We start from the raw sequence: 16,713 nt of genomic DNA on the forward strand, positions 1-16,713 counted from the left end.
GTCGACTTTGTGACTTCCCCCCTCGTCTGGCTCCCGTTCGACCCCGCCCTGCTCGGCGATGCTCCGGCCTCGCTGCGCTACGAGGTGGTCGACCCCACCCAGCACGTCCCGGACTCGGTCGGCGACGTCGCGTTCTACGTGCCGCCCTACATGATGAGCGGCGCCGTGGGCGACGTGCTGCCCCGGATGGCGTCGCTCGAGGTGGTGCAGACCCTGTCCGCCGGCGTCGACAACGTCCGCTCACGGGTGCCCGCCGGTGTGACCCTGTGCAACGGCCGCGGCATCCACGACACGTCCACCGCCGAGCTGACCCTGGCGCTGGTGCTGGCCTCGCTGCGCGGCATCCCGGACTTCGTGCGCGCCCAGGGCCGCCACGCGTGGGAGACCGGCTGGCGGCCGGCGCTGGCCGACAAGAAGGTCCTGCTGATCGGCTACGGCGCGATCGGCGAGGCGATCGAAGCTCGGCTGCTGCCGTTCGAGGTCGAGGTCGTCAAGGTCGCGCGGACGGCCCGCGACGGCGTGCACGCCATGGAGGACCTGCCCGCGCTCGTGCCCGACGCCGACGTGGTGATCCTGATCGTGCCGCTCACCGACCTGACCCGCGGCCTGGTCGACGCCGACTTCCTGGCCTCGATGAAGGACGACGCGCTGCTGGTCAACATGGCCCGGGGTGCGGTCGTCGACACCGACGCCCTGGTCGCCGCGCTCGGCACCGGCCGGATCCACGCCGCCGTCGACGTCGCCGACGTCGAGCCGATGCCGGCCGACCACCCGCTGTGGGACGCCCCCAACCTGTTGGTCTCCCCGCACGTCGGCGGCGCCTCGAGCGCGATGTGGCCGCGCGCCCACCGGCTCGTGCGCGACCAGCTGCACCGCTACGCCGCGGGGGAGACGCTGGCCAACATCATGGTCGGCGACTACTAGTCGGTCCCCGCCCGTAGACTCCGCCACGTGATGGGCCGGATTCGCGACGACAGCATCGCCGAGGTGCGTGAGAAGGCGCGGATCGACGAGATCGTCTCCGAGCACGTCACCCTCCGCAACGCCGGCGGCGGCTCGATGAAGGGGCTCTGCCCCTTCCACGACGAGAAGTCGCCGTCCTTCCAGGTCACCCCGTCGCGGGGCTTCTACCACTGCCTGGCCGGCGAGACCCGGGTGCTGACGTGGGATGGGGTTCGACCCATCAGCGAGCTGGCCGGGGAAACCCACAAGATCCTGGGTAAGCACGGCGACTGGATCGACGCGCCGTTCAAGTCCTACGGTGTGCAGCGTCTCCACAAGATCGTGCTGACCCGCAACCGGCAAACCAAGGAGATCTTCGCGACCGACGGTCACCGGTGGTTCGTGCGCTCGGGCGCTGGCCTGAAGAACCACAAGGAGGTCGTGACCGTCGACCTCAAGGCCGGTGACCGGCTGTTGTCGAAGTACCCCCGCCACGCGAACCCCCTGCTTCCTGTCGAGGCCGACAACAACTACGCCAGCCGCGGGTGGGTGGTGCAGTCGGTCGAGGCCACGGACCGAGTCGAGGAGGTCTTCTGCGCCGAGGTCGAGGACGGCCACGCGTTCACGCTCGAGGACAACATCTTGACGGGCAACTGCTTCGGCTGCGGCGAGGGCGGCGACGTCATCAGCTTCGTGATGAAGGTCGACGCGCTCAGCTTCGGCGAGGCGGTCGAGCGGCTCGCGGACAAGGTCGGCGTGCAGCTCCGGCGCGAGGACGGCGACATCCGCGACGACCGACCCAAGGGCCCCTCGAAGTCGCGGCTGATCGAGGCGCACAAGGAGGCGCAGCTCTACTACGCCGAGCAGCTCGAGACGGCCGATGCGCTGACCGCGCGGCAGTTCCTGTCCGAGCGGGGCTTCGACCAGTCCGTGGCCGAGCACTTCGGCATCGGCTTCGCCCCGCGCGAGGGTGAGGCGCTGTTCAAGCACCTGCGGGCCAAGGCGTTCAGCCAGGAGGAGCTCGTCGCGGCCGGCCTCGTGGCGGTCGGCAGGTCGGCGTACGACCGCTTCCGTGGGCGCCTCCTGTGGCCGATCCGGGACGCGACCGGCGACACGATCGGTTTCGGGGCGCGCCGGATCTTCGAGGACGACCGGATCGAGGCGAAGTACCTCAACACCTCCGAGACCGCGATCTACAAGAAGAGCCACGTGCTCTACGGCCTCGACCTCGCCCGCCGCGACATCGCGCGGTCCTCGCAGGCCGTGATCGTCGAGGGCTACACCGACGTGATGGCCTGCCACCTGGCCGGCGTGACCACCGCCGTGGCCACGTGCGGCACCGCCTTCGGCGACGACCACTCGCGCGTGCTGCGCCGCTTCCTCAACGACCACGAGGAGTTCCGCGGTGAGGTGATCTTCACCTTCGACGGCGACTCGGCCGGCCAGAAGGCCGCCCTCAAGGCGTTCGGTGGCGACCAGAACTTCGTCTCCCAAACCTACGTCGCCGTCGAGCCCTCGGGCATGGACCCGTGCGACCTGCGGATCAAGGAGGGCGACGCCGCGGTCCGCGAGCTCGTCGCCCGCCGGGTCCCGCTCTACCGCTTCGTGCTCGCCAACGTCGTCTCCAAGTACGACCTCGACCGCGCCGACGGCCGCGTCGACGCGCTCCGCGAGGCCGCCCGGCTGGTGTCGAGCATCCGCGACAAGTCCAAGGTCGACGCGTTCTCCCGCGAGCTCGCCGGGATGATCGGCATCGACATCGAGGAGGCCCGTCGGGAGGTACGCCGCGCGGCGAACCGGCCGGCATCCAAGCCCGAGCCGCAGCGGTCCACCTCCGCCGCTCCTCCGGCCGAGGAGGCCAAGCCTGCCGTGCGGGCGCTGCCGGTGCCGGACCCGCGCGACCCGCGGTTCGCCCTCGAGCGCGAGACGCTCAAGCTGGTCCTCCAGCACCCGATGGCGATCGGGCGCACCACCAACGAGATCGGCGGCAACGACTTCACCCACCCGACCTACCGGGCGGTGTGGGAGCTCGTCGCCGCGGCCGGCGGGCCGGTCAAGGGCGCGAGCGACCCGTCGTGGGGGAGCCGCGTCCGCGAGAGCGCCACCGACCCCACGGTCGCCTCGACGGTCAGCGCCCTGGGCGTGGAGCCGCTGCGGACCGCCAAGCAGCCGGATGCGTCGTACGTCGCCCTGCACGTGTTCAAGCTCCTCGAGCTGACCGCCATGCGTCGCATCGCCGACCTCAAGTCCAAGCTCCAACGCACCAACCCGGTCGAGCACCCCACGGAGTACAACCGGATGTTCGGCGAGCTCGCGGCCCTCGAGCAGCACCGGCGCACCCTCCGCGAGCGGACGGTCAGCGCGCAGTGAGGCTGCGCCGTCCCCGCCCCGACGTCGCCGTCGGGCCGGGGGAGAAGGTCCTCGCCTGGGCGGAGTCGACGTCCGGCGAGGTCGTCGCCGGCACCCGCGACGCGCTCTACGTCGCCACGACCCGGATCCCCTGGGAGCAGGTCGAGGCCGCCGACTGGGACCGCGACACGTCGGTGTTGCGAGTCAGCGAGGTCGGCTCGTGGGGCGCCCCACGCCCCGAGCACACGTTCACCATCGAGGAGCCGGGGCGGCTGCTCGAGCTGGTCCGCGAGCGCGTCACCGCGAGCGTCGTCCTGCAGCGGCACGTGCCGATCGCGGGCCGCCGCGGCGTCCGTGTGATCGCCCGCCGTGCGCCCCGGGGCGACCAGCCGGTGCAGTGGGTCTACGAGTACGACGAGGGCATCGACCCCGACGACCCGCTCGTCGCCCTGGCCGCCGAGGAGGCTCTCGCGGCCGCCCGCGAGGAGGTCGGACCGGCCTGATCGGGCCGTCCACGGGGCCCGCCACGCGGAGAGGGAGCCCGATTTTTCACTCCCGCCCTCCCTTGCTAAGGTTTGCGGGCCGCAGCGCAATCCCCTGTAGCTCAACTGGCAGAGCATTCGGCTGTTAACCGGAGGGTTGTTGGTTCGAGTCCAACCGGGGGAGCCAGCGAAGACGGGTCCGTCTCAATCGAGACGGGCCCGTGCTGCATTTCCGGGGCCGGGGCTCCGACGACGGGTTTGTGTCGTGGATCCGTCGTACCTGGCGCGTCGGATCAACCACAGGTCGGGCGCGTCCGCAGCGCGCCGGTCCAGCCGCGCCGACGCATGACCGCCGCGACGCCCCTGGCCGTGGCGCAGGGGCGGTCGAAGACCTGTCCCCAGCCGAGCCGGAGGGTCTCGGAGCCGTCGACGGCCGCAAACAGGTCGCGGTCCATGTCGCGGTCGCGGGCCCGGACGGAGCCGTGGAACAGACGCCCGTCCAGCTCGACGACCAGCTCGAGGTCGTCGTACTGCACGTCGCGGAACATCAGCGAGCCCGCGTGGCGGTGGCTTGCCTGGCGGCGACCGCGGGGGAGACCGTGGGCGCGCTCGACCCGGACGAGGTAGTCGTGTTCGAGCACCGAGCAGGTCCCCTCGGCGAGGTCCTGCAGGACCGAGCCGAGCCACTTACGGTTCGGGAGGCGCGGCCGGGATGCGAGGGCCGTGACCAGCGCTCCAGGGCTCGTCTGTCGCCGCCCGCACGCGTCGGCCAGCACCGCGACGGCGTCGAGATCCGAGCGAGCCGTGGACGCCAGGTCCAGCAGCGCGTGCTCGCAGCTTGCGCTCGATGTCGTGCGGGGCGAGCCCGAGCTCCAGCACCTGCCGGCGCGCCAAGACCCCGTCCTGGGTCCACAGCAGCCACGTGAGGTCGTCCACACCAGCAGCCTTCGCTGCTCGGGGGCCGCCCAAACCGGGGCCGACCCTGCCCTGTGGATAGCCGGTCCCTACTCGCCCCAGCCCATCGGGAACACCTCGAACGCCGCGGCCAGGGCGACGCCGAGCCGCTGACCGGTCTGCCGGCCGAACCCCTCGAGGAACTCGCGGGCGTCGAAGTCCTCCCACCCGAGGCCGTCGATGTAGGCGCGGTGGGCCTCGAGCGAGCGGACGCCCGCCTCGAACGTCTCGGTCGTGTCCACGGCGTGCCCGGCCAGCGGAGACCCGAAGGCCCAGACCGCCTTCACTCCGCCCCACGGCTCGAGCCCGTCGGTGAGCTGGTCGTGGAAGACCCAGCGGTTGCCGGCGTCCCGCACCGCATCGACGACAGCCCGGCCCACGGCGATGTGGTCGGCCTGGTTGAGGTTGTTGCCGCCCCATGTGTCGCGGAAGTTGCCGGTGATGACGACGTCGGGCCGGTGCCGGCGTACGACGTGGGCGATCGCGGCCCGCAGCGGCACGCCGTACTCCAGGACGCCGTCGGCGAGCCCCAGGAACTCCACGACGGGGACGCCGACCTCGGCGGCCGACGCGACCTGCTCGGCCTCGCGGACCCGCCGGCACTCGTCGGGCTCCATGCCGTCGATGCCGGCCTCGCCGCTGGTCACCATGCAGTAGGTGACGTCCTTGCCCTGCCCGGTCCAGCGCGCGACAGCGGCGGCCGCGCCGAACTCCATGTCGTCGGGGTGCGCGACGATGCACAGTGCCCGCGCCCAGTCCTCGGGGAGCGGCTCGAGCGGTTCGGGTTCCATCTGTCGAGGATCGCACCAAAACCGATTGCCGGGGGAGGAGTCGCTCGGGTTGGCTGTCGGCCATGAGCCGGTATGCCGATCCCGGGCTCCGCCACCCCTCCGAGAGCGAGCGCTGGCAGGGCGCGGCGTTCCGCGCCGAGCTCAGCGCCTGGGTCACCGAGGTGGTCGGGCCGCCGACCTCGGTGGAGCCGACCAAGATCCGGCCCTGGGCGTCGGTGTGGCGCGTCGAGACGCCCACGGGTGTGCACTTCGCCAAGCAGAACTGCCCCACCCAGGCCTTCGAGGCGGCCGTCCTCGAGGAGCTGGCCGCGCTGGCGCCGCACCACGTCGTGCCGGTCACGGCGGTCGACCGCGCCCGTGGGCTGCTGATGACACCCGACCAGGGCCCGGTGCTGGCCGAGACCGCCGGCGAGGACATCGACACCTGGTGCCGGGTGGTCGCGGCCGGTGCCGCCCTGCAGCGCGAGGTCGCCCCGCACGCCGACCGGCTCGCCGCGGCCGGGCTGACGGTCCTCGCACCGGCCGACACCACGGCGTACGTCGAGCACGCCCTGGACCGGTTCGCGGCCATCCCCGACGGCGACCCTCGGGGGATGTCTCCGGCTGACCGCGACGCCGTGCGCGCACACCTGCCGGTGCTGGCCGGGTGGGCCGAGCAGGTCGGCGCCCTCGGGCTGCCGCTCACGCTGGTGCACAACGACCTGCACGGCAACAACGTCTTCGACCGCGACGGGGAGCTGCGGTTCTTCGACTTCGCCGACGCGCTGCTGATGGAGCCGCTGGCGGCGCTGTTCATCCCCCTCAACATGCTGGCCCACGGCCTCGAGGCCGGTCCGGGCGACCCGCGCCTCCACCGGGTCGCCGACGCGGCTCTCGAGGTGTGGAGCGACCTGGCGCCGGCCGCCGAGCTCCGCGCCGCCCTGCCGGCCGCCCTCCAGCTGGCGCGGCTGGCTCGCGCGGAGTCCTGGTCCCGCTGCCTGCCGCCGATGAACGCGGCCGAGCTCGCCGACTGGGGCGATGCGGCCGCCTGGTGGCTGGGCTCAGTCGTTCTCGACCCGATCCTGGGCGAGCCCGCCGAGTAGGTCGTCCCAGTGCGCGAGTAGCGCACCGAGGTGGCCGACCCCGTCGTCGACGGTGAGCGTCGAGCCGGGCAGCCGCTCGGCCAGCCAGGTGCCGTTGCGGGGCGGGTGGTTGGTGTCGAGGGCGCCGTAGTGGAGCGTGACGGGGCAGGCCACGTCCGCGAGGTCGAAGTCCCACGGCCGCAGCAGGGTGGCCGCGTCCCAGAGGTAGCCCTCGTGCTGGGCCAGCGCCTCCCGGACCGAGGCCGCCACGGCGGCCGGGTCGTCGCCGAGCAGCACGCGGTCGTGCTCGCGCAGCTGCGCGAGGAAGCGGCCCGCCAACGCCGCGTCGTCCGGGTCGTCGGGGGCCAGGCGGGCGACGTACGCCGCGAACTCGGGGCGCAGCCGCTCGACGAAGTCCGCGACGGTGCCCACCCCGGCGTCCTCGGGCGGGGTCGGGTCGAGGGCGGGGAGGAGACGACGGCCACTCGCGTCACCCGGTTGGGGTGCCGGGCGGCGCAGGCCAGGGCGTGCGGCCCGCCGACGGACATCCCGAGGACCGCGAACCGCCCGATGCCCAGCAGGTCGGCCACCTCGGCCACGTCGTCGGCCACCGCCGCGTGCGACGTGGCGGTGGCCGTCGAGCGTCCGTAGCCGGGCCGGTTCACCGCCACCAGCCGTACGCCGGCTCGCCGGGCGGCGTCGTGACCGGAGCGGGCCGCGTGCCGGGTGTCGGGGCAGCCGTGCAGGAAGACGACGGGCGTGCCCGTGGAGTCGCCGCCCTCCTCGAGCTGGACGTCCCGGCCGTCCGCGAGCCGCAGCAGCGTCACCGGTGGCCGGCGACCGCGTGCGGCAGGTAGCCCGCGCCGAGCTCGGTGATCTCGTCCTCGGTGAGCTCGAGGTCGACGGCCGCGACGGCGTCGGCGAGGTGCTGCGGCTTCGTCACCCCGACGATGGGGGAGGTGACGACCGGCTGGGCCATCAGCCACGCCAGCGCGACCTGAGCCCGCGGGACCCCGCGCCGCTCGGCGACCCGGGACACGGTCTCGACGATCGCGGCGTCCTCGTCGCGGTAGAGCGAGCTCCCGAAGGCGTCCGTCTCGGCGCGCGCCGTCGTGGTGTCCCAGTCGCGGGTGAGCCGACCACGCGCCAGCGGGCTCCACGGGATCACTCCGACGCCGAGGTCGGCGCAGAGCGGGAGCATTTCCCGCTCCTCCTCGCGGTAGATCAGGTTGTAGTGGTTCTGCATCGACACGAAGCGCGTCCAGCCGCCGAGGTCGGCGGCGTGCTGGGCCTTGGCGAACTGCCACGCGAACATCGACGACGCGCCCAGGTAGCGCGCCTTGCCGGCCTTCACCACGTCGTGGAGCGCCTCCATGGTCTCCTCGATCGGCGTCGCGTCGTCCCAGCGGTGGATCTGGTAGAGGTCGACGTGGTCGGTCCCGAGCCGGGTCAGCGACGCGTCGATCTCGTGCAGGATCGCCTTCCGAGACAGCCCGGCCCCGTGCGGGCCGGGCCGCATCCGGCCGTGCACCTTCGTCGCGATCACGACGTCCTCGCGCCGGGCGAAGTCCCGCAGCGCCCGGCCGGTGATCTCCTCGCTGCTGCCGCCGGAGTAGACGTTGGCGGTGTCGAAGACGTTGATGCCCGCCTCGAGGGCGTCCTTGATGATCTGGCGGCCGGCCTCCTCGCCGAGCACCCACGGGTGCCCGCCCCGGTCCGGGTCGCCCCAGCTCATGCAGCCCAGCGTCACCGCCGAGACCTCGAGTCCGGTCCTGCCGAGCCTGGTGTAGCGCACGTCGTACTCCCTCGTCGTGGGTCTGGTCCCGCCCGAGGCTAGGCTCTGCGCCGCGAGGGGCGGTAGCTCAGTCGGTCAGAGCAGAGGACTCATAATCCTTGGGTCGTGGGTTCGAGCCCCACCCGCCCTACTCATGTCGTGTGATGTCTCCAGGTAGCCCTGGAACGCCGGTTTCCGGTCGCTTCCGGACCCCGGTGTCCGGGTGTCGTGCCTGTCATCCGCATCTCGTCTAGACCACCGGTTCGACCCTCGAGGACCCGGGGATCACGTCCCGCGAGGGAGTGGATTGAGCATGCATGAGCACCAGATCGAACGAGCACGTCACGTCACGACACGCCTGTCCGGGTTCGCCGGCCCGGCCGTCCTGGGGTTGTCGCCCTGGACACCCGTGGGTCTGCGCGACCCCGGGTGGATGCCGCGCATCGAGACCCTGACCGACGTCGCGACGTGGCTGACCGTCACCGCGCTCGGCCTGTGCCTCGTGGCCGGCGTGCAGCACCTGGTGGCCTTCCAGGCGGCCGGGCCACGGCTCCGGGGACAGCAACGGCGACGCAGCATCCGCAGGCGGCCCGAGCCGGTTGCCGGGTCCGGTTGTCCCGTCCCGCACGGCAGCTCCGAACCCCGCCCGCGGGCCCGAAGGCGGGTCGCGTCGACGGAGGTCGACCGGGGCGAGGCCGAGGAGTTCCTGCGGCTGTTCCACGCCGAGAACCCCGAGGCCGGTCCGGTCGAGGCCCGCCTCGAGGCCGTCCTGCGCGAGATCGACGCCACCGGGACCTACTGGCACACCGCCGAGGAGCTGGCCTTCGGCGCGCGCGTCGCGTGGCGCAACAACGCCCGCTGCATCGGCCGCCTCTACTGGCGCAGCCTCCAGGTGCGCGACCTGCGGACCGTCGGCGACGCCGAGGGTGTCGCCACGCACTGCTTCGGGCACCTGCGGGCGGCGGGCAACGGCGGCAAGATCCGCCCGATGATCAGCGTCTTCGCCCCGGAGGCGCCCGGGCGGCCGGCGCCACGGATCTGGAACGAGCAGCTCATCCGGTACGCCGGCTACGAGCTGCCCGACGGGCGCGTGCTCGGCGACCCCCGGTACGTCGAGCTCACCCGCGAGCTGGTGCGGCGGGGATGGCGACCGCCCCTGGCGCGCGGCGCCTTCGACGTGCTCCCGCTCGTCGTGGAGACGGCCGCGGAGGGGCCGCGGATGTTCCCGCTGCCCGCCGAGGCCGTCCACGAGGTCGAGCTCGAGCACCCCGAGCTGCCCTGGTTCCGCGACCTGCGCCTGCGCTGGCACGCAGTGCCGGTCATCAGCAACAGCCGGCTGGTGATCGGGGGAGTCTCCTACCCGACGGCGCCGTTCAACGGCTGGTACATGGGCACCGAGATCGGGGCCCGCAACCTGGGCGACAAGGACCGCTACGACCTCGTCCCGGAGGTGGCCCGGCGCATGGGGCTGGACACGTCGCGCGAGGCCACCCTGTGGCGGGACCGCGCGCTCGTCGAGCTCAACCGCGCGGTCCTCCACTCCTACCAGGCCGCCGGCGTGGCGATCACCGACCACCACACCGAGTCGGTCCGGTTCCTCACGCACGTGGAGCGCGAGGAGCGGGCCGGGCGCAGCTGCCCGGCCGACTGGAGCTGGATCGTCCCGCCGATGTCGGGCTCCCAGACCCCGGTCTTCCATCGCTACTACGACACCGCCGAGCAGCGTCCGGCCTTCGTGACCGACCCGGACGCCGCCCAGCGCGGCCTCCTGGGCGCTCCGCGCGCCTTCGGCTGACCGACCCGGGGGCGGGACACGCCGGGTCCGGTGTTTGCGGTACCACTGGTTTTCATGCGCCCCATGGGCCACAATGGGCGCTACAACTACATCCGTGTCATTTCGATGTCCGACACCTCCGAACAGAGACCGCTGGGGAAGGCGTATCTCGCGCCGGAGATGAAGGAGGTCACGGTGACCGCACGCACTGCTACCCGCACCGCGACGAGGGGCGTCCTGTACGTCCACTCAGCGCCGTCAGCGCTGTGCCCGCACATCGAGTGGGCCGTCGGCGGTGTGCTTGGCGTTGCCGTGAGCCTGGACTGGACCCCCCAGCCGGCGCAGAGCGGCAGCTACCGGGCCGAGCTGTCGTGGTCCGGCGAGGCCGGGTCCGCGGCCGCTGTCGCCTCCGCTCTCCGCGGCTGGAACCACCTCCGCTTCGAGATCACCGAGGAGCCCACGAGCGCCTCGGAGGGCGCCCGCTACTCCTTCACCCCCGAGCTCGGTGTCTTCCACGCCGTCACGGGCCTGCACGGCGACATCATGATCCCCGAGGACCGGCTCAAGGCCGCCGTCGTGAAGGCGGCGCTAGGCGACACGACCCTGCTCAACGAGATCGACAAGCTGCTCGGCAAGCCCTGGGACGACGAGCTCGAGACGTTCCGGCACGCCGGCGACGGCGCCCCGGTCCGCTGGCTGCACCAGGTGGTGTGACCGCGGTCGGGGTCAGGGAGGCGTCAGCTTGAAGTACGACGGCTTGAACCACGTCTTCGTGGAGTCCTGGCCGCTGTAGAAGGTGATCTTCGCCTTGATCTTGAAGGTCCCCGGTCGGGTCGAGGGCTTGCAGATGTGCCAGTTCCCATGCCCCCGGTCGGGGTCGGACTCCGAGGCGAACGCGCCCGAGGCGAGCTTCTCCCCGGTCGGGTCGACCAGGAAGGTCTCCAGCGTCCAGTCGTTGGTCGGGACCGTCACCTTGTAGTGGTAGCGGTAGTCGTGGCACCCGTGCCGCAGGACGCGGTCGGGGGACCCGGTGCTGCCGTACTTCGTGGTGTTGGCCGACGCCGGCGTGGCAGCCATCAGTGCGACGGGGAGCACGGCGGCGAGGACGGCGGCGACAACAGGGGGGAGCGCCTTCCTGGACAGCATGGTCTTTCCTCCACGGGGTGTGACGGGCGTCATGGAGGATCAACGTAGTCGGGCCCGGACCGTTACGGCCCGGGCCCGACGCTGCGCAGGACGTTCCCTACAGCGGGATGTTGCCGTGGTGTCCCCGGCGTACGCCGCCCTCCTGGACCGCGTCGTCGATCGCCCTGGCGATCGTCGACCGGGTCGCCGAGGGCGCGACGACCTCGTCGACGACGCCGATCTCGACGGCCTTGTCGACGCCGCCGGCGATCCGCTCGTGCTCGGCGGCCAGCTCGGCCTCGACCTGCGGGCGGATGTCGGGGGAGACCTCGGCCAGCTTGCGGCGATGCAGCACCCGGATGGCCGCCACAGCGCCCATCACGGCCACCTCGGCGCCCGGCCAGGCGAAGACCTTGGTCGCGCCGAGGGAGCGGGCGTTCATGGCGATGTAGGCGCCGCCGTAGGTCTTGCGGGTCACCAGCGTGACGCGGGGGACGACGCACTCGCCGAAGGCGTGCAGGAGCTTGGCGCCGCGGCGGACCACGCCGTCCCACTCCTGGCCGACGCCGGGGAGGTAGCCCGGCACGTCGACGATGACGATCAGCGGGACGCCGAAGGCGTCGCACATCCGCACGAACCGCGAGGCCTTCTCGGCCGAGAGCGAGTCGAGGCAGCCGCCGAGACGGAGCGGGTTGTTGGCGACCACGCCGACCGTGCGACCGCCGAAGCGGCCCAGTGCGGTGACGATGTTGGGCGCCCAGCGCGCGTGCAGCTCCTGGGTGGTGCCCTCGTCGAGCACGGACTCCACGAGCGGGTGCACGTCGTAGGCGCGCTTCTTGGACTCCGGCAGGATCGCCTCGAGGTCGCGGTCCTCGACGTCGGAGACGACGAGGCTGCCCTGGGAGCCGAGCAGGTTGGCGACGGTGCGCGCCCGGCCGAGGGCCTCCTCCTCGGACTCGGTGAGGATGTGGACGACGCCGGAGCGGCGGCCGTGCGGCTCGGGACCGCCGAGGCGCAGCATGTCGACGTCCTCGCCGGTGACCGAGCGGACCACGTCGGGTCCGGTCACGAAGATCCGGCCCTCGGGACCGAGGATCACCACGTCGGTGAGGGCGGGGCCGTACGCCGCGCCGCCGGCCGCGGGGCCGAGCACGACCGAGATCTGCGGGATCTTGCCCGAGGCCTGGGTCATCACGTGGAAGATCCGGCCGACCGCGTGCAGGGACAGCACGCCCTCGGCCAGGCGGGCGCCGCCGGAGTGCCACAGGCCGATGATCGGCACGCCGTCGGTCATCGCGCGGTGGTAGGCGTCGACGACCACGCGGCAGCCGACGTCGCCCATCGCGCCGCCCATGACGGTCGCGTCGGAGCAGAAGGCCACGACCCGCGTGCCGTTGACCGCGCCGACCGCGGCGAGCATGCCGGAGTCGTCGTCGGGCGTGATCAGCTCGAGGGTGCCGTCGTCGAGGAGTGCGGTGAGCCGGTGGACCGGGTTGCGCGGGTCCTCCTCGCGGGGCAGCTTGGCCGGCTTGGCGGCCGCGGGTGCCGTCGTCATCACAGGGTCCCGAACGCGACGGCGACGTTGGCGCCACCGAAGCCGAAGGAGTTGTTCAGCGCCGCGATGTCGCCGACCGGGAGGTCGCGCGGCTTGGTCGCGATGTCGAGCTCGACCTGGGGGTCGAGGTTGTCGAGGTTGATCGTCGGGGGCACGACCCGGTGGTGCAGGGCCATGACGGTGGCGATCGCCTCGAGGGCGCCGGCGCCGCCGAGGAGGTGACCGGTCATCGACTTGGTGCTGGTGACCACGACGTCGGAGGCGTGGCTGCCGAGCGTCGCGTGGATCATCAGGCCCTCGGCGATGTCGCCCTGCGGGGTCGAGGTCGCGTGCGCGTTGATGTGGGCGATGTCGGAGGCCGAGATCTCCGACTCGGCCAGGCAGCGCAGGATGGCGCGGGTGCCGCCGCGGCCGGCCGGGTCGGGCTGGGCGATGTCGTGGGAGTCGGCGGTGATGCCGGCGCCGAGCACCTCCGCGTAGATCCGGGCACCGCGCGCGACCGCGTGCTCGTAGGACTCCAGGACCAGGACGCCGGCGCCCTCGCCGAGGACGAAGCCGTCGCGGCCGGTGTCCCAGGGGCGGGAGACCGCTGTCGGGTCGCCACCCTCGGGGCCGCTGGCTGTCTTGGACAGCGCCATCATGTTGGCGAAGGCGGCCATCGGGAGCGGGTGGATCGCGGCCTCGGTGCCGCCGGCGAGGACCACGTCGGCCCGGCCGAGGCGGATCTGGTCGACCGCGAGGGCGATGCCCTCGTTGCCCGAGGCGCAGGCGGAGACCGGCGTGTTCACGGCGGCGCGGGCGCCGACGTACAGGCTGATCTGGGCCGCGGGGGCGTTGGGCATCAGCATCGGGACGGCCAGGGGAGAGACCCGGCGAGGGCCCTTCTCCTTGAGTGCGTCGTAGTTGTCGAGGAGGGTCGTGACGCCGCCGATGCCGGAGGCCATCGCGACGCCGACCCGGTCGCCGTCGAGGTCGCCGGACTCCTGTGCGGCGTCGAGGCCGGAGTCCTTCCAGGCCTCCATGGCTGCGACCATCGCGAACTGCGAGGACCGGTCCAGGCGGCGGGCCTTGACCCGCTCCAGGACCTCGGTGGGCTCGACCGCGATGCGGCCGGCGATCTTGACCGGCATCTGCTCGGCCCAGTCGTCGGTCAGGAAGCGGACGCCGGAGCGTCCGGCGACGAGTGCGTCCCAGGTGCTGGCGACGTCGCCGCCGACGGGGCTGGTGGTGCCCAGTCCGGTCACCACGACTCTTGTGCGACTCATTGTGTCCTCAACTCCGGTTCTTCGCGGTGGTTGCTCGAGCAGGGGGCGCCGGCGGGGGACCCGCCGGCGCCGGCCCGGTCAGCTCTGGGCGCGCTCGATGAACGCGACGGCGTCGCCGACGGTCTTGAGGTTCTTGACCTCGTCGTCGGGGATGGAGACGCCGAACTTCTCCTCGCAGGCCACGACGACCTCGACCATGGACAGCGAGTCGACGTCGAGGTCGTCGACGAAGGACTTGTCGAGCTGGACGTCGTCGGCGTCGATGCCGGCAACCTCGTTGACGATGTCGGCGAGGTCGACGCGGATCTCTTCGGTGGTGGCCATCAGGTTGTTCCTTCTCCTTGGGTGGGTGGTGTGCTGCTCGGTCGAGCTGTGGTGCAGATCTGGGTGGGGCCTCAGGGGATGGTGACGACCTGCGCGGCGTACGCCAGGCCGGCGCCGAACGCCACGAGCAGGGCCAGGTCGCCTGACTTCGCGTCGCCCTCGGCGATCATCCGGTCCAGGGCGAGCGGGATCGACGCGGCCGAGGTGTTGCCCTGCTCGGCGATGTCGCGGGCGATCCGGACGGTCGGGGGCAGCTTCATCGAGCGCGCCATCGCGTCGATGATCCGCATGTTGGCCTGGTGGGGGACGAAGCAGTCGAGCTGGTCGAGGGTGACCCCGGCGCGGTCGAGGGCCTGCTGGCTGACCTTCGCCATGGCGTACGACGCCCAGCGGAAGACCGGGTTGCCCTGCATCACGAGGTGGGGCATCGTCCCGCTGCCGGGGTTGTCGGCCGAGCCGACCACGTCGCGCCAGTCCTCCTTCTGCCGGATCAGGTCGAACTGCTCGCCGTCGGAGCCCCACACGACCGGGCCGATGCCCGCGGTCTCGCTGGGTCCGACCACGGCGGCGCCCGCGCCGTCGGCGAAGATGAAGGCCGTCCCGCGGTCGTTGAGGTCGAGGATGTCGGTGAGCCGCTCGACGCCGATCACCAGCACGTGGCGGGCGCTGCCGGCGCGGATGAAGTCGGAGGCCATGGCGATGCCGTGGCAGAAGCCGGCGCAGGCCGCGGAGATGTCGAAGGCCGCGGCCTGGTCGGTGCCGAGCTCGTGCGCGATGGCGGTCGCCACGGCCGGGGTCTGGAGCATGTGGCTGACGGTGGCCACGACGACGCAGTCGATCTGGCGGGCATCGATGCCGGCGCGCTCGAGCGCCTGGCGCGAGGCCGCCACCGACATCATCTGCACCGACTCCTCGGGGCCGGCCCAGCGGCGGGCCTTGATGCCGGAGCGCTGCTGGATCCACTCGTCGCTGGAGTCGATCGCCTCGACGACCTCGGAGTTGGGGACGATCCGCTCGGGGCGGTAGGCGCCGATGCCGAGGATCGCGGCGTGCGGCGCGCCCGTGGAGGACTGGAGCGAAGGAGTGGTCATCAGGAGACGCCTTCCGGGTGCAGGCGGAGCAGCGGCTGGCCGGGGGAGACCAGGTCGCCGTCCTCGACGAGCCACTCGACGACCTCGCCGCCGTGGTCGGCGGTCACGCTGACCCGGTCGCGCGAGCTGGCGACGTCGCCGATGGCCGCCCCGACGTCGAGCCGCGGTGCGTCGGCGGCCGCGCCGTCGATGTGGAAGGTGCCCTTGGAGGGCGAGACCACCAGGCGCCAGGTCGGCGTGGTGTCGATGATCGAGCCCTCGCCGTGCTTCTGGCAGAACGCGCGGGCGTCGTCGAGCTGGTCGGGGGTCTTGAGGGCGAAGGTCTCGACGCCCTTGAGGTTGCGCTTGGCGATGCCCGTCAGGACGCCGGCCGGCGGCATCTCGATGATGCCGGTGACGCCGAGGTCGGTCATCGCCTCCATGCAGAGGTCCCAGCGGACCGGGCTGGCGATCTGGCCGACGATCCGGCGGAGCACGTCGGGGCCGGAGTGGATCACCCGGCCGTCCTTGTTGGAGATCAGGGGGATGCGCGGGTCGTGGACCGAGACCGAGACGGCCAGCTTGGCCAGGTGGCCGACGGCGGGTGCCATGTGCTCGGTGTGGAAGGCGCCGGCGACGCTGAGCGGGGTGAGGCGGGCCTTGGCGGGGGGGTCGGCGGCGAGGGCGGCCAGCTGCTCCATGGTGCCGGCGGCCACGATCTGTCCCGGGCCGTTGTCGTTGGCGGGCGTCAGCCCGTGCCTGGCCAGGGTGGCCAGCACCTCGTCGCGGTCGCCACCCAGGACCGCGGTCATGCCGGTCGGGGTGGCCGCGGCGGCCTCGGCCATGGCCTTGCCGCGCTCGCGGACCAGCACCATCGCCTGCTCGGCGCTGATCGCCCGGGCACCGGCGGCGGCGGCCAGTTCGCCGACGCTGTGGCCGGCCACGGCGCCGACCTGGTCGAACGCGTCGCCCGGGTGCGGGAAGAGCTCGAGGGCGGCGATCAGGCCGGTCGCGACCAGCAGCGGCTGGGCGATCTGGGTCTCCCGGATGGTCTCCGCGTCGGCCTCGGTGCCGTAGTGGGCGAGGTCGAGCCCCGCGACCGTCGAGAGCCAGGAGAAGCGCGACGCGAACGTCGGGTCCTCCAGCCAGGGCGTGAGGAAACCGGGCGTCTGAGCGCCTTGACCGGGAGCGACGATGACGAGCACATGACAAGAGTGGCGGGCCGGAGGGCTGTGGGGCGCCTCCGG

General features: G+C 72.5%; 16 protein-coding genes, 2 tRNA genes and 1 pseudogene. 8 read left to right on the plus strand and 11 right to left on the minus strand.

Features of this window, described 5'->3' with window-relative positions; translation table 11 throughout:
* Positions 1 to 9: 9 nt before the first annotated feature.
* The 4 genes from FB382_RS05510 to FB382_RS05525 all read left to right on the plus strand — a co-directional run bounded on the left by FB382_RS05510 (position 10) and on the right by FB382_RS05525 (position 3,960).
* Entirely contained in the window at positions 10 to 924 is a 915-nt protein-coding gene (locus tag FB382_RS05510; RefSeq protein WP_182537463.1) for an NAD(P)-dependent oxidoreductase, read from the plus strand.
* 30 nt (positions 925 to 954) lie between these two features.
* Positions 955 to 3,312: a DNA primase gene (dnaG, locus tag FB382_RS05515; RefSeq protein ID WP_220481560.1), complete on the plus strand. Its 2,358-nt coding sequence runs from the start codon at positions 955 to 957 to the stop codon at positions 3,310 to 3,312.
* Complete coding sequence (locus FB382_RS05520; protein WP_220481270.1) at positions 3,309 to 3,794, plus strand: hypothetical protein; 486 nt, start codon at positions 3,309 to 3,311, stop codon at positions 3,792 to 3,794. The genes dnaG and FB382_RS05520 overlap by 4 nt, the downstream gene beginning before the upstream one ends.
* Positions 3,795 to 3,884: 90 nt before the next feature.
* A tRNA-Asn gene (locus FB382_RS05525) sits at positions 3,885 to 3,960 on the plus strand.
* A gap of 106 nt (positions 3,961 to 4,066) precedes the next feature.
* On the opposite strand, the gene FB382_RS05530 is transcribed toward FB382_RS05525, so the two are convergent.
* Positions 4,067 to 4,414 carry a hypothetical protein gene (locus tag FB382_RS05530; RefSeq protein ID WP_182537465.1) on the minus strand — a complete coding sequence of 116 codons (348 nt, stop codon included), beginning with the start codon at positions 4,412 to 4,414 and terminating at the stop codon, positions 4,067 to 4,069.
* A 363-nt stretch (positions 4,415 to 4,777) separates the two neighbouring features.
* Positions 4,778 to 5,518, minus strand: a complete 741-nt coding sequence (locus FB382_RS05535; RefSeq protein ID WP_182537467.1) for a PIG-L deacetylase family protein — start codon at positions 5,516 to 5,518, stop codon at positions 4,778 to 4,780.
* Positions 5,519 to 5,580: 62 nt separating this feature from the next.
* On the opposite strand from FB382_RS05535, the gene FB382_RS05540 reads away from it, so the two are divergent.
* Positions 5,581 to 6,600, plus strand: coding sequence for an aminoglycoside phosphotransferase family protein (locus FB382_RS05540; protein WP_182537469.1), 1,020 nt, complete (start codon positions 5,581 to 5,583; stop codon positions 6,598 to 6,600).
* Here the strand turns inward: FB382_RS05540 and FB382_RS05545 are convergent.
* From FB382_RS05545 to FB382_RS05555, 3 genes and pseudogenes are all read right to left on the minus strand, one after another.
* Positions 6,559 to 7,011, minus strand: a complete 453-nt coding sequence (locus FB382_RS05545; protein ID WP_182537471.1) for an alpha/beta fold hydrolase — start codon at positions 7,009 to 7,011, stop codon at positions 6,559 to 6,561. The two genes, FB382_RS05540 and FB382_RS05545, sit on opposite strands and share 42 nt — an antisense overlap.
* Before the next feature lie 92 nt (positions 7,012 to 7,103).
* Positions 7,104 to 7,406: pseudogene (locus tag FB382_RS23075) on the minus strand (alpha/beta fold hydrolase); the annotation flags it as partial.
* Positions 7,403 to 8,374, minus strand: a complete 972-nt coding sequence (locus FB382_RS05555; protein ID WP_125035500.1) for an aldo/keto reductase — start codon at positions 8,372 to 8,374, stop codon at positions 7,403 to 7,405. The pseudogene FB382_RS23075 and the gene FB382_RS05555, both read right to left, overlap by 4 nt.
* A gap of 56 nt (positions 8,375 to 8,430) precedes the next feature.
* Here FB382_RS05555 and FB382_RS05560 point away from each other — a divergent pair.
* The 3 genes from FB382_RS05560 (at position 8,431) to FB382_RS05570 (ending at position 10,841) form a co-directional block, all read left to right on the plus strand.
* A tRNA-Ile gene (locus tag FB382_RS05560) sits at positions 8,431 to 8,504 on the plus strand.
* A gap of 162 nt (positions 8,505 to 8,666) precedes the next feature.
* Positions 8,667 to 10,148: a nitric oxide synthase oxygenase gene (locus FB382_RS05565; protein WP_246377098.1), complete on the plus strand. Its 1,482-nt coding sequence runs from the start codon at positions 8,667 to 8,669 to the stop codon at positions 10,146 to 10,148.
* A 159-nt stretch (positions 10,149 to 10,307) separates the two neighbouring features.
* Complete coding sequence (locus tag FB382_RS05570; protein WP_125035939.1) at positions 10,308 to 10,841, plus strand: DUF3145 domain-containing protein; 534 nt, start codon at positions 10,308 to 10,310, stop codon at positions 10,839 to 10,841.
* A 12-nt stretch (positions 10,842 to 10,853) separates the two neighbouring features.
* Here FB382_RS05570 and FB382_RS05575 read toward each other — a convergent pair whose 3' ends face one another.
* The 6 genes from FB382_RS05575 to FB382_RS05600 form a co-directional block, all read right to left on the minus strand.
* Complete coding sequence (locus FB382_RS05575) at positions 10,854 to 11,273, minus strand: hypothetical protein (RefSeq protein ID WP_182537473.1); 420 nt, start codon at positions 11,271 to 11,273, stop codon at positions 10,854 to 10,856.
* A gap of 97 nt (positions 11,274 to 11,370) precedes the next feature.
* Positions 11,371 to 12,807 carry an acyl-CoA carboxylase subunit beta gene (locus tag FB382_RS05580; protein WP_182537475.1) on the minus strand — a complete coding sequence of 479 codons (1,437 nt, stop codon included), beginning with the start codon at positions 12,805 to 12,807 and terminating at the stop codon, positions 11,371 to 11,373.
* On the minus strand, positions 12,807 to 14,072 hold the full coding sequence (locus tag FB382_RS05585) for a beta-ketoacyl-[acyl-carrier-protein] synthase family protein (protein WP_182537477.1): 1,266 nt from the start codon (positions 14,070 to 14,072) through the stop codon (positions 12,807 to 12,809). Before FB382_RS05585 ends, FB382_RS05580 begins: the two co-directional genes overlap by 1 nt.
* A 78-nt stretch (positions 14,073 to 14,150) precedes the next feature.
* Positions 14,151 to 14,396, minus strand: coding sequence for an acyl carrier protein (locus FB382_RS05590; protein WP_125035505.1), 246 nt, complete (start codon positions 14,394 to 14,396; stop codon positions 14,151 to 14,153).
* A gap of 71 nt (positions 14,397 to 14,467) precedes the next feature.
* Positions 14,468 to 15,487 (minus strand): beta-ketoacyl-ACP synthase III, encoded by a 1,020-nt coding sequence (locus tag FB382_RS05595; RefSeq protein WP_182537479.1) that lies wholly within the window; start codon positions 15,485 to 15,487, stop codon positions 14,468 to 14,470.
* Positions 15,487 to 16,671 carry an acyltransferase domain-containing protein gene (locus FB382_RS05600; protein WP_182537482.1) on the minus strand — a complete coding sequence of 395 codons (1,185 nt, stop codon included), beginning with the start codon at positions 16,669 to 16,671 and terminating at the stop codon, positions 15,487 to 15,489. Before FB382_RS05600 ends, FB382_RS05595 begins: the two co-directional genes overlap by 1 nt.
* Positions 16,672 to 16,713 lie beyond the last annotated feature (42 nt).

Origin of the sequence: Nocardioides ginsengisegetis, from assembly GCF_014138045.1 — a bacterium.
Taxonomy (GTDB): Bacteria; Actinomycetota; Actinomycetes; order Propionibacteriales; family Nocardioidaceae; genus Nocardioides; species Nocardioides ginsengisegetis.

What these genes read in the sequence shown, in the direction of transcription:
- FB382_RS05585 (WP_182537477.1), bottom strand. Translation starts at nt 14,072, where the DNA reads ATGAGTCGCACAAGAGTCGTGGTGACCGGACTGGGCACCACCAGCCCC.
- FB382_RS05570 (WP_125035939.1), top strand. Translation starts at nt 10,308, where the DNA reads ATGAAGGAGGTCACGGTGACCGCACGCACTGCTACCCGCACCGCGACG.
- FB382_RS05595 (WP_182537479.1), bottom strand. Translation starts at nt 15,487, where the DNA reads ATGACCACTCCTTCGCTCCAGTCCTCCACGGGCGCGCCGCACGCCGCG.
- FB382_RS05575 (WP_182537473.1), bottom strand. Translation starts at nt 11,273, where the DNA reads ATGCTGTCCAGGAAGGCGCTCCCCCCTGTTGTCGCCGCCGTCCTCGCC.
- dnaG (WP_220481560.1), top strand. Translation starts at nt 955, where the DNA reads ATGGGCCGGATTCGCGACGACAGCATCGCCGAGGTGCGTGAGAAGGCG.
- FB382_RS05580 (WP_182537475.1), bottom strand. Translation starts at nt 12,807, where the DNA reads ATGACGACGGCACCCGCGGCCGCCAAGCCGGCCAAGCTGCCCCGCGAG.
- FB382_RS05540 (WP_182537469.1), top strand. Translation starts at nt 5,581, where the DNA reads ATGAGCCGGTATGCCGATCCCGGGCTCCGCCACCCCTCCGAGAGCGAG.
- FB382_RS05590 (WP_125035505.1), bottom strand. Translation starts at nt 14,396, where the DNA reads ATGGCCACCACCGAAGAGATCCGCGTCGACCTCGCCGACATCGTCAAC.
- FB382_RS05565 (WP_246377098.1), top strand. Translation starts at nt 8,667, where the DNA reads ATGCATGAGCACCAGATCGAACGAGCACGTCACGTCACGACACGCCTG.
- FB382_RS05535 (WP_182537467.1), bottom strand. Translation starts at nt 5,518, where the DNA reads ATGGAACCCGAACCGCTCGAGCCGCTCCCCGAGGACTGGGCGCGGGCA.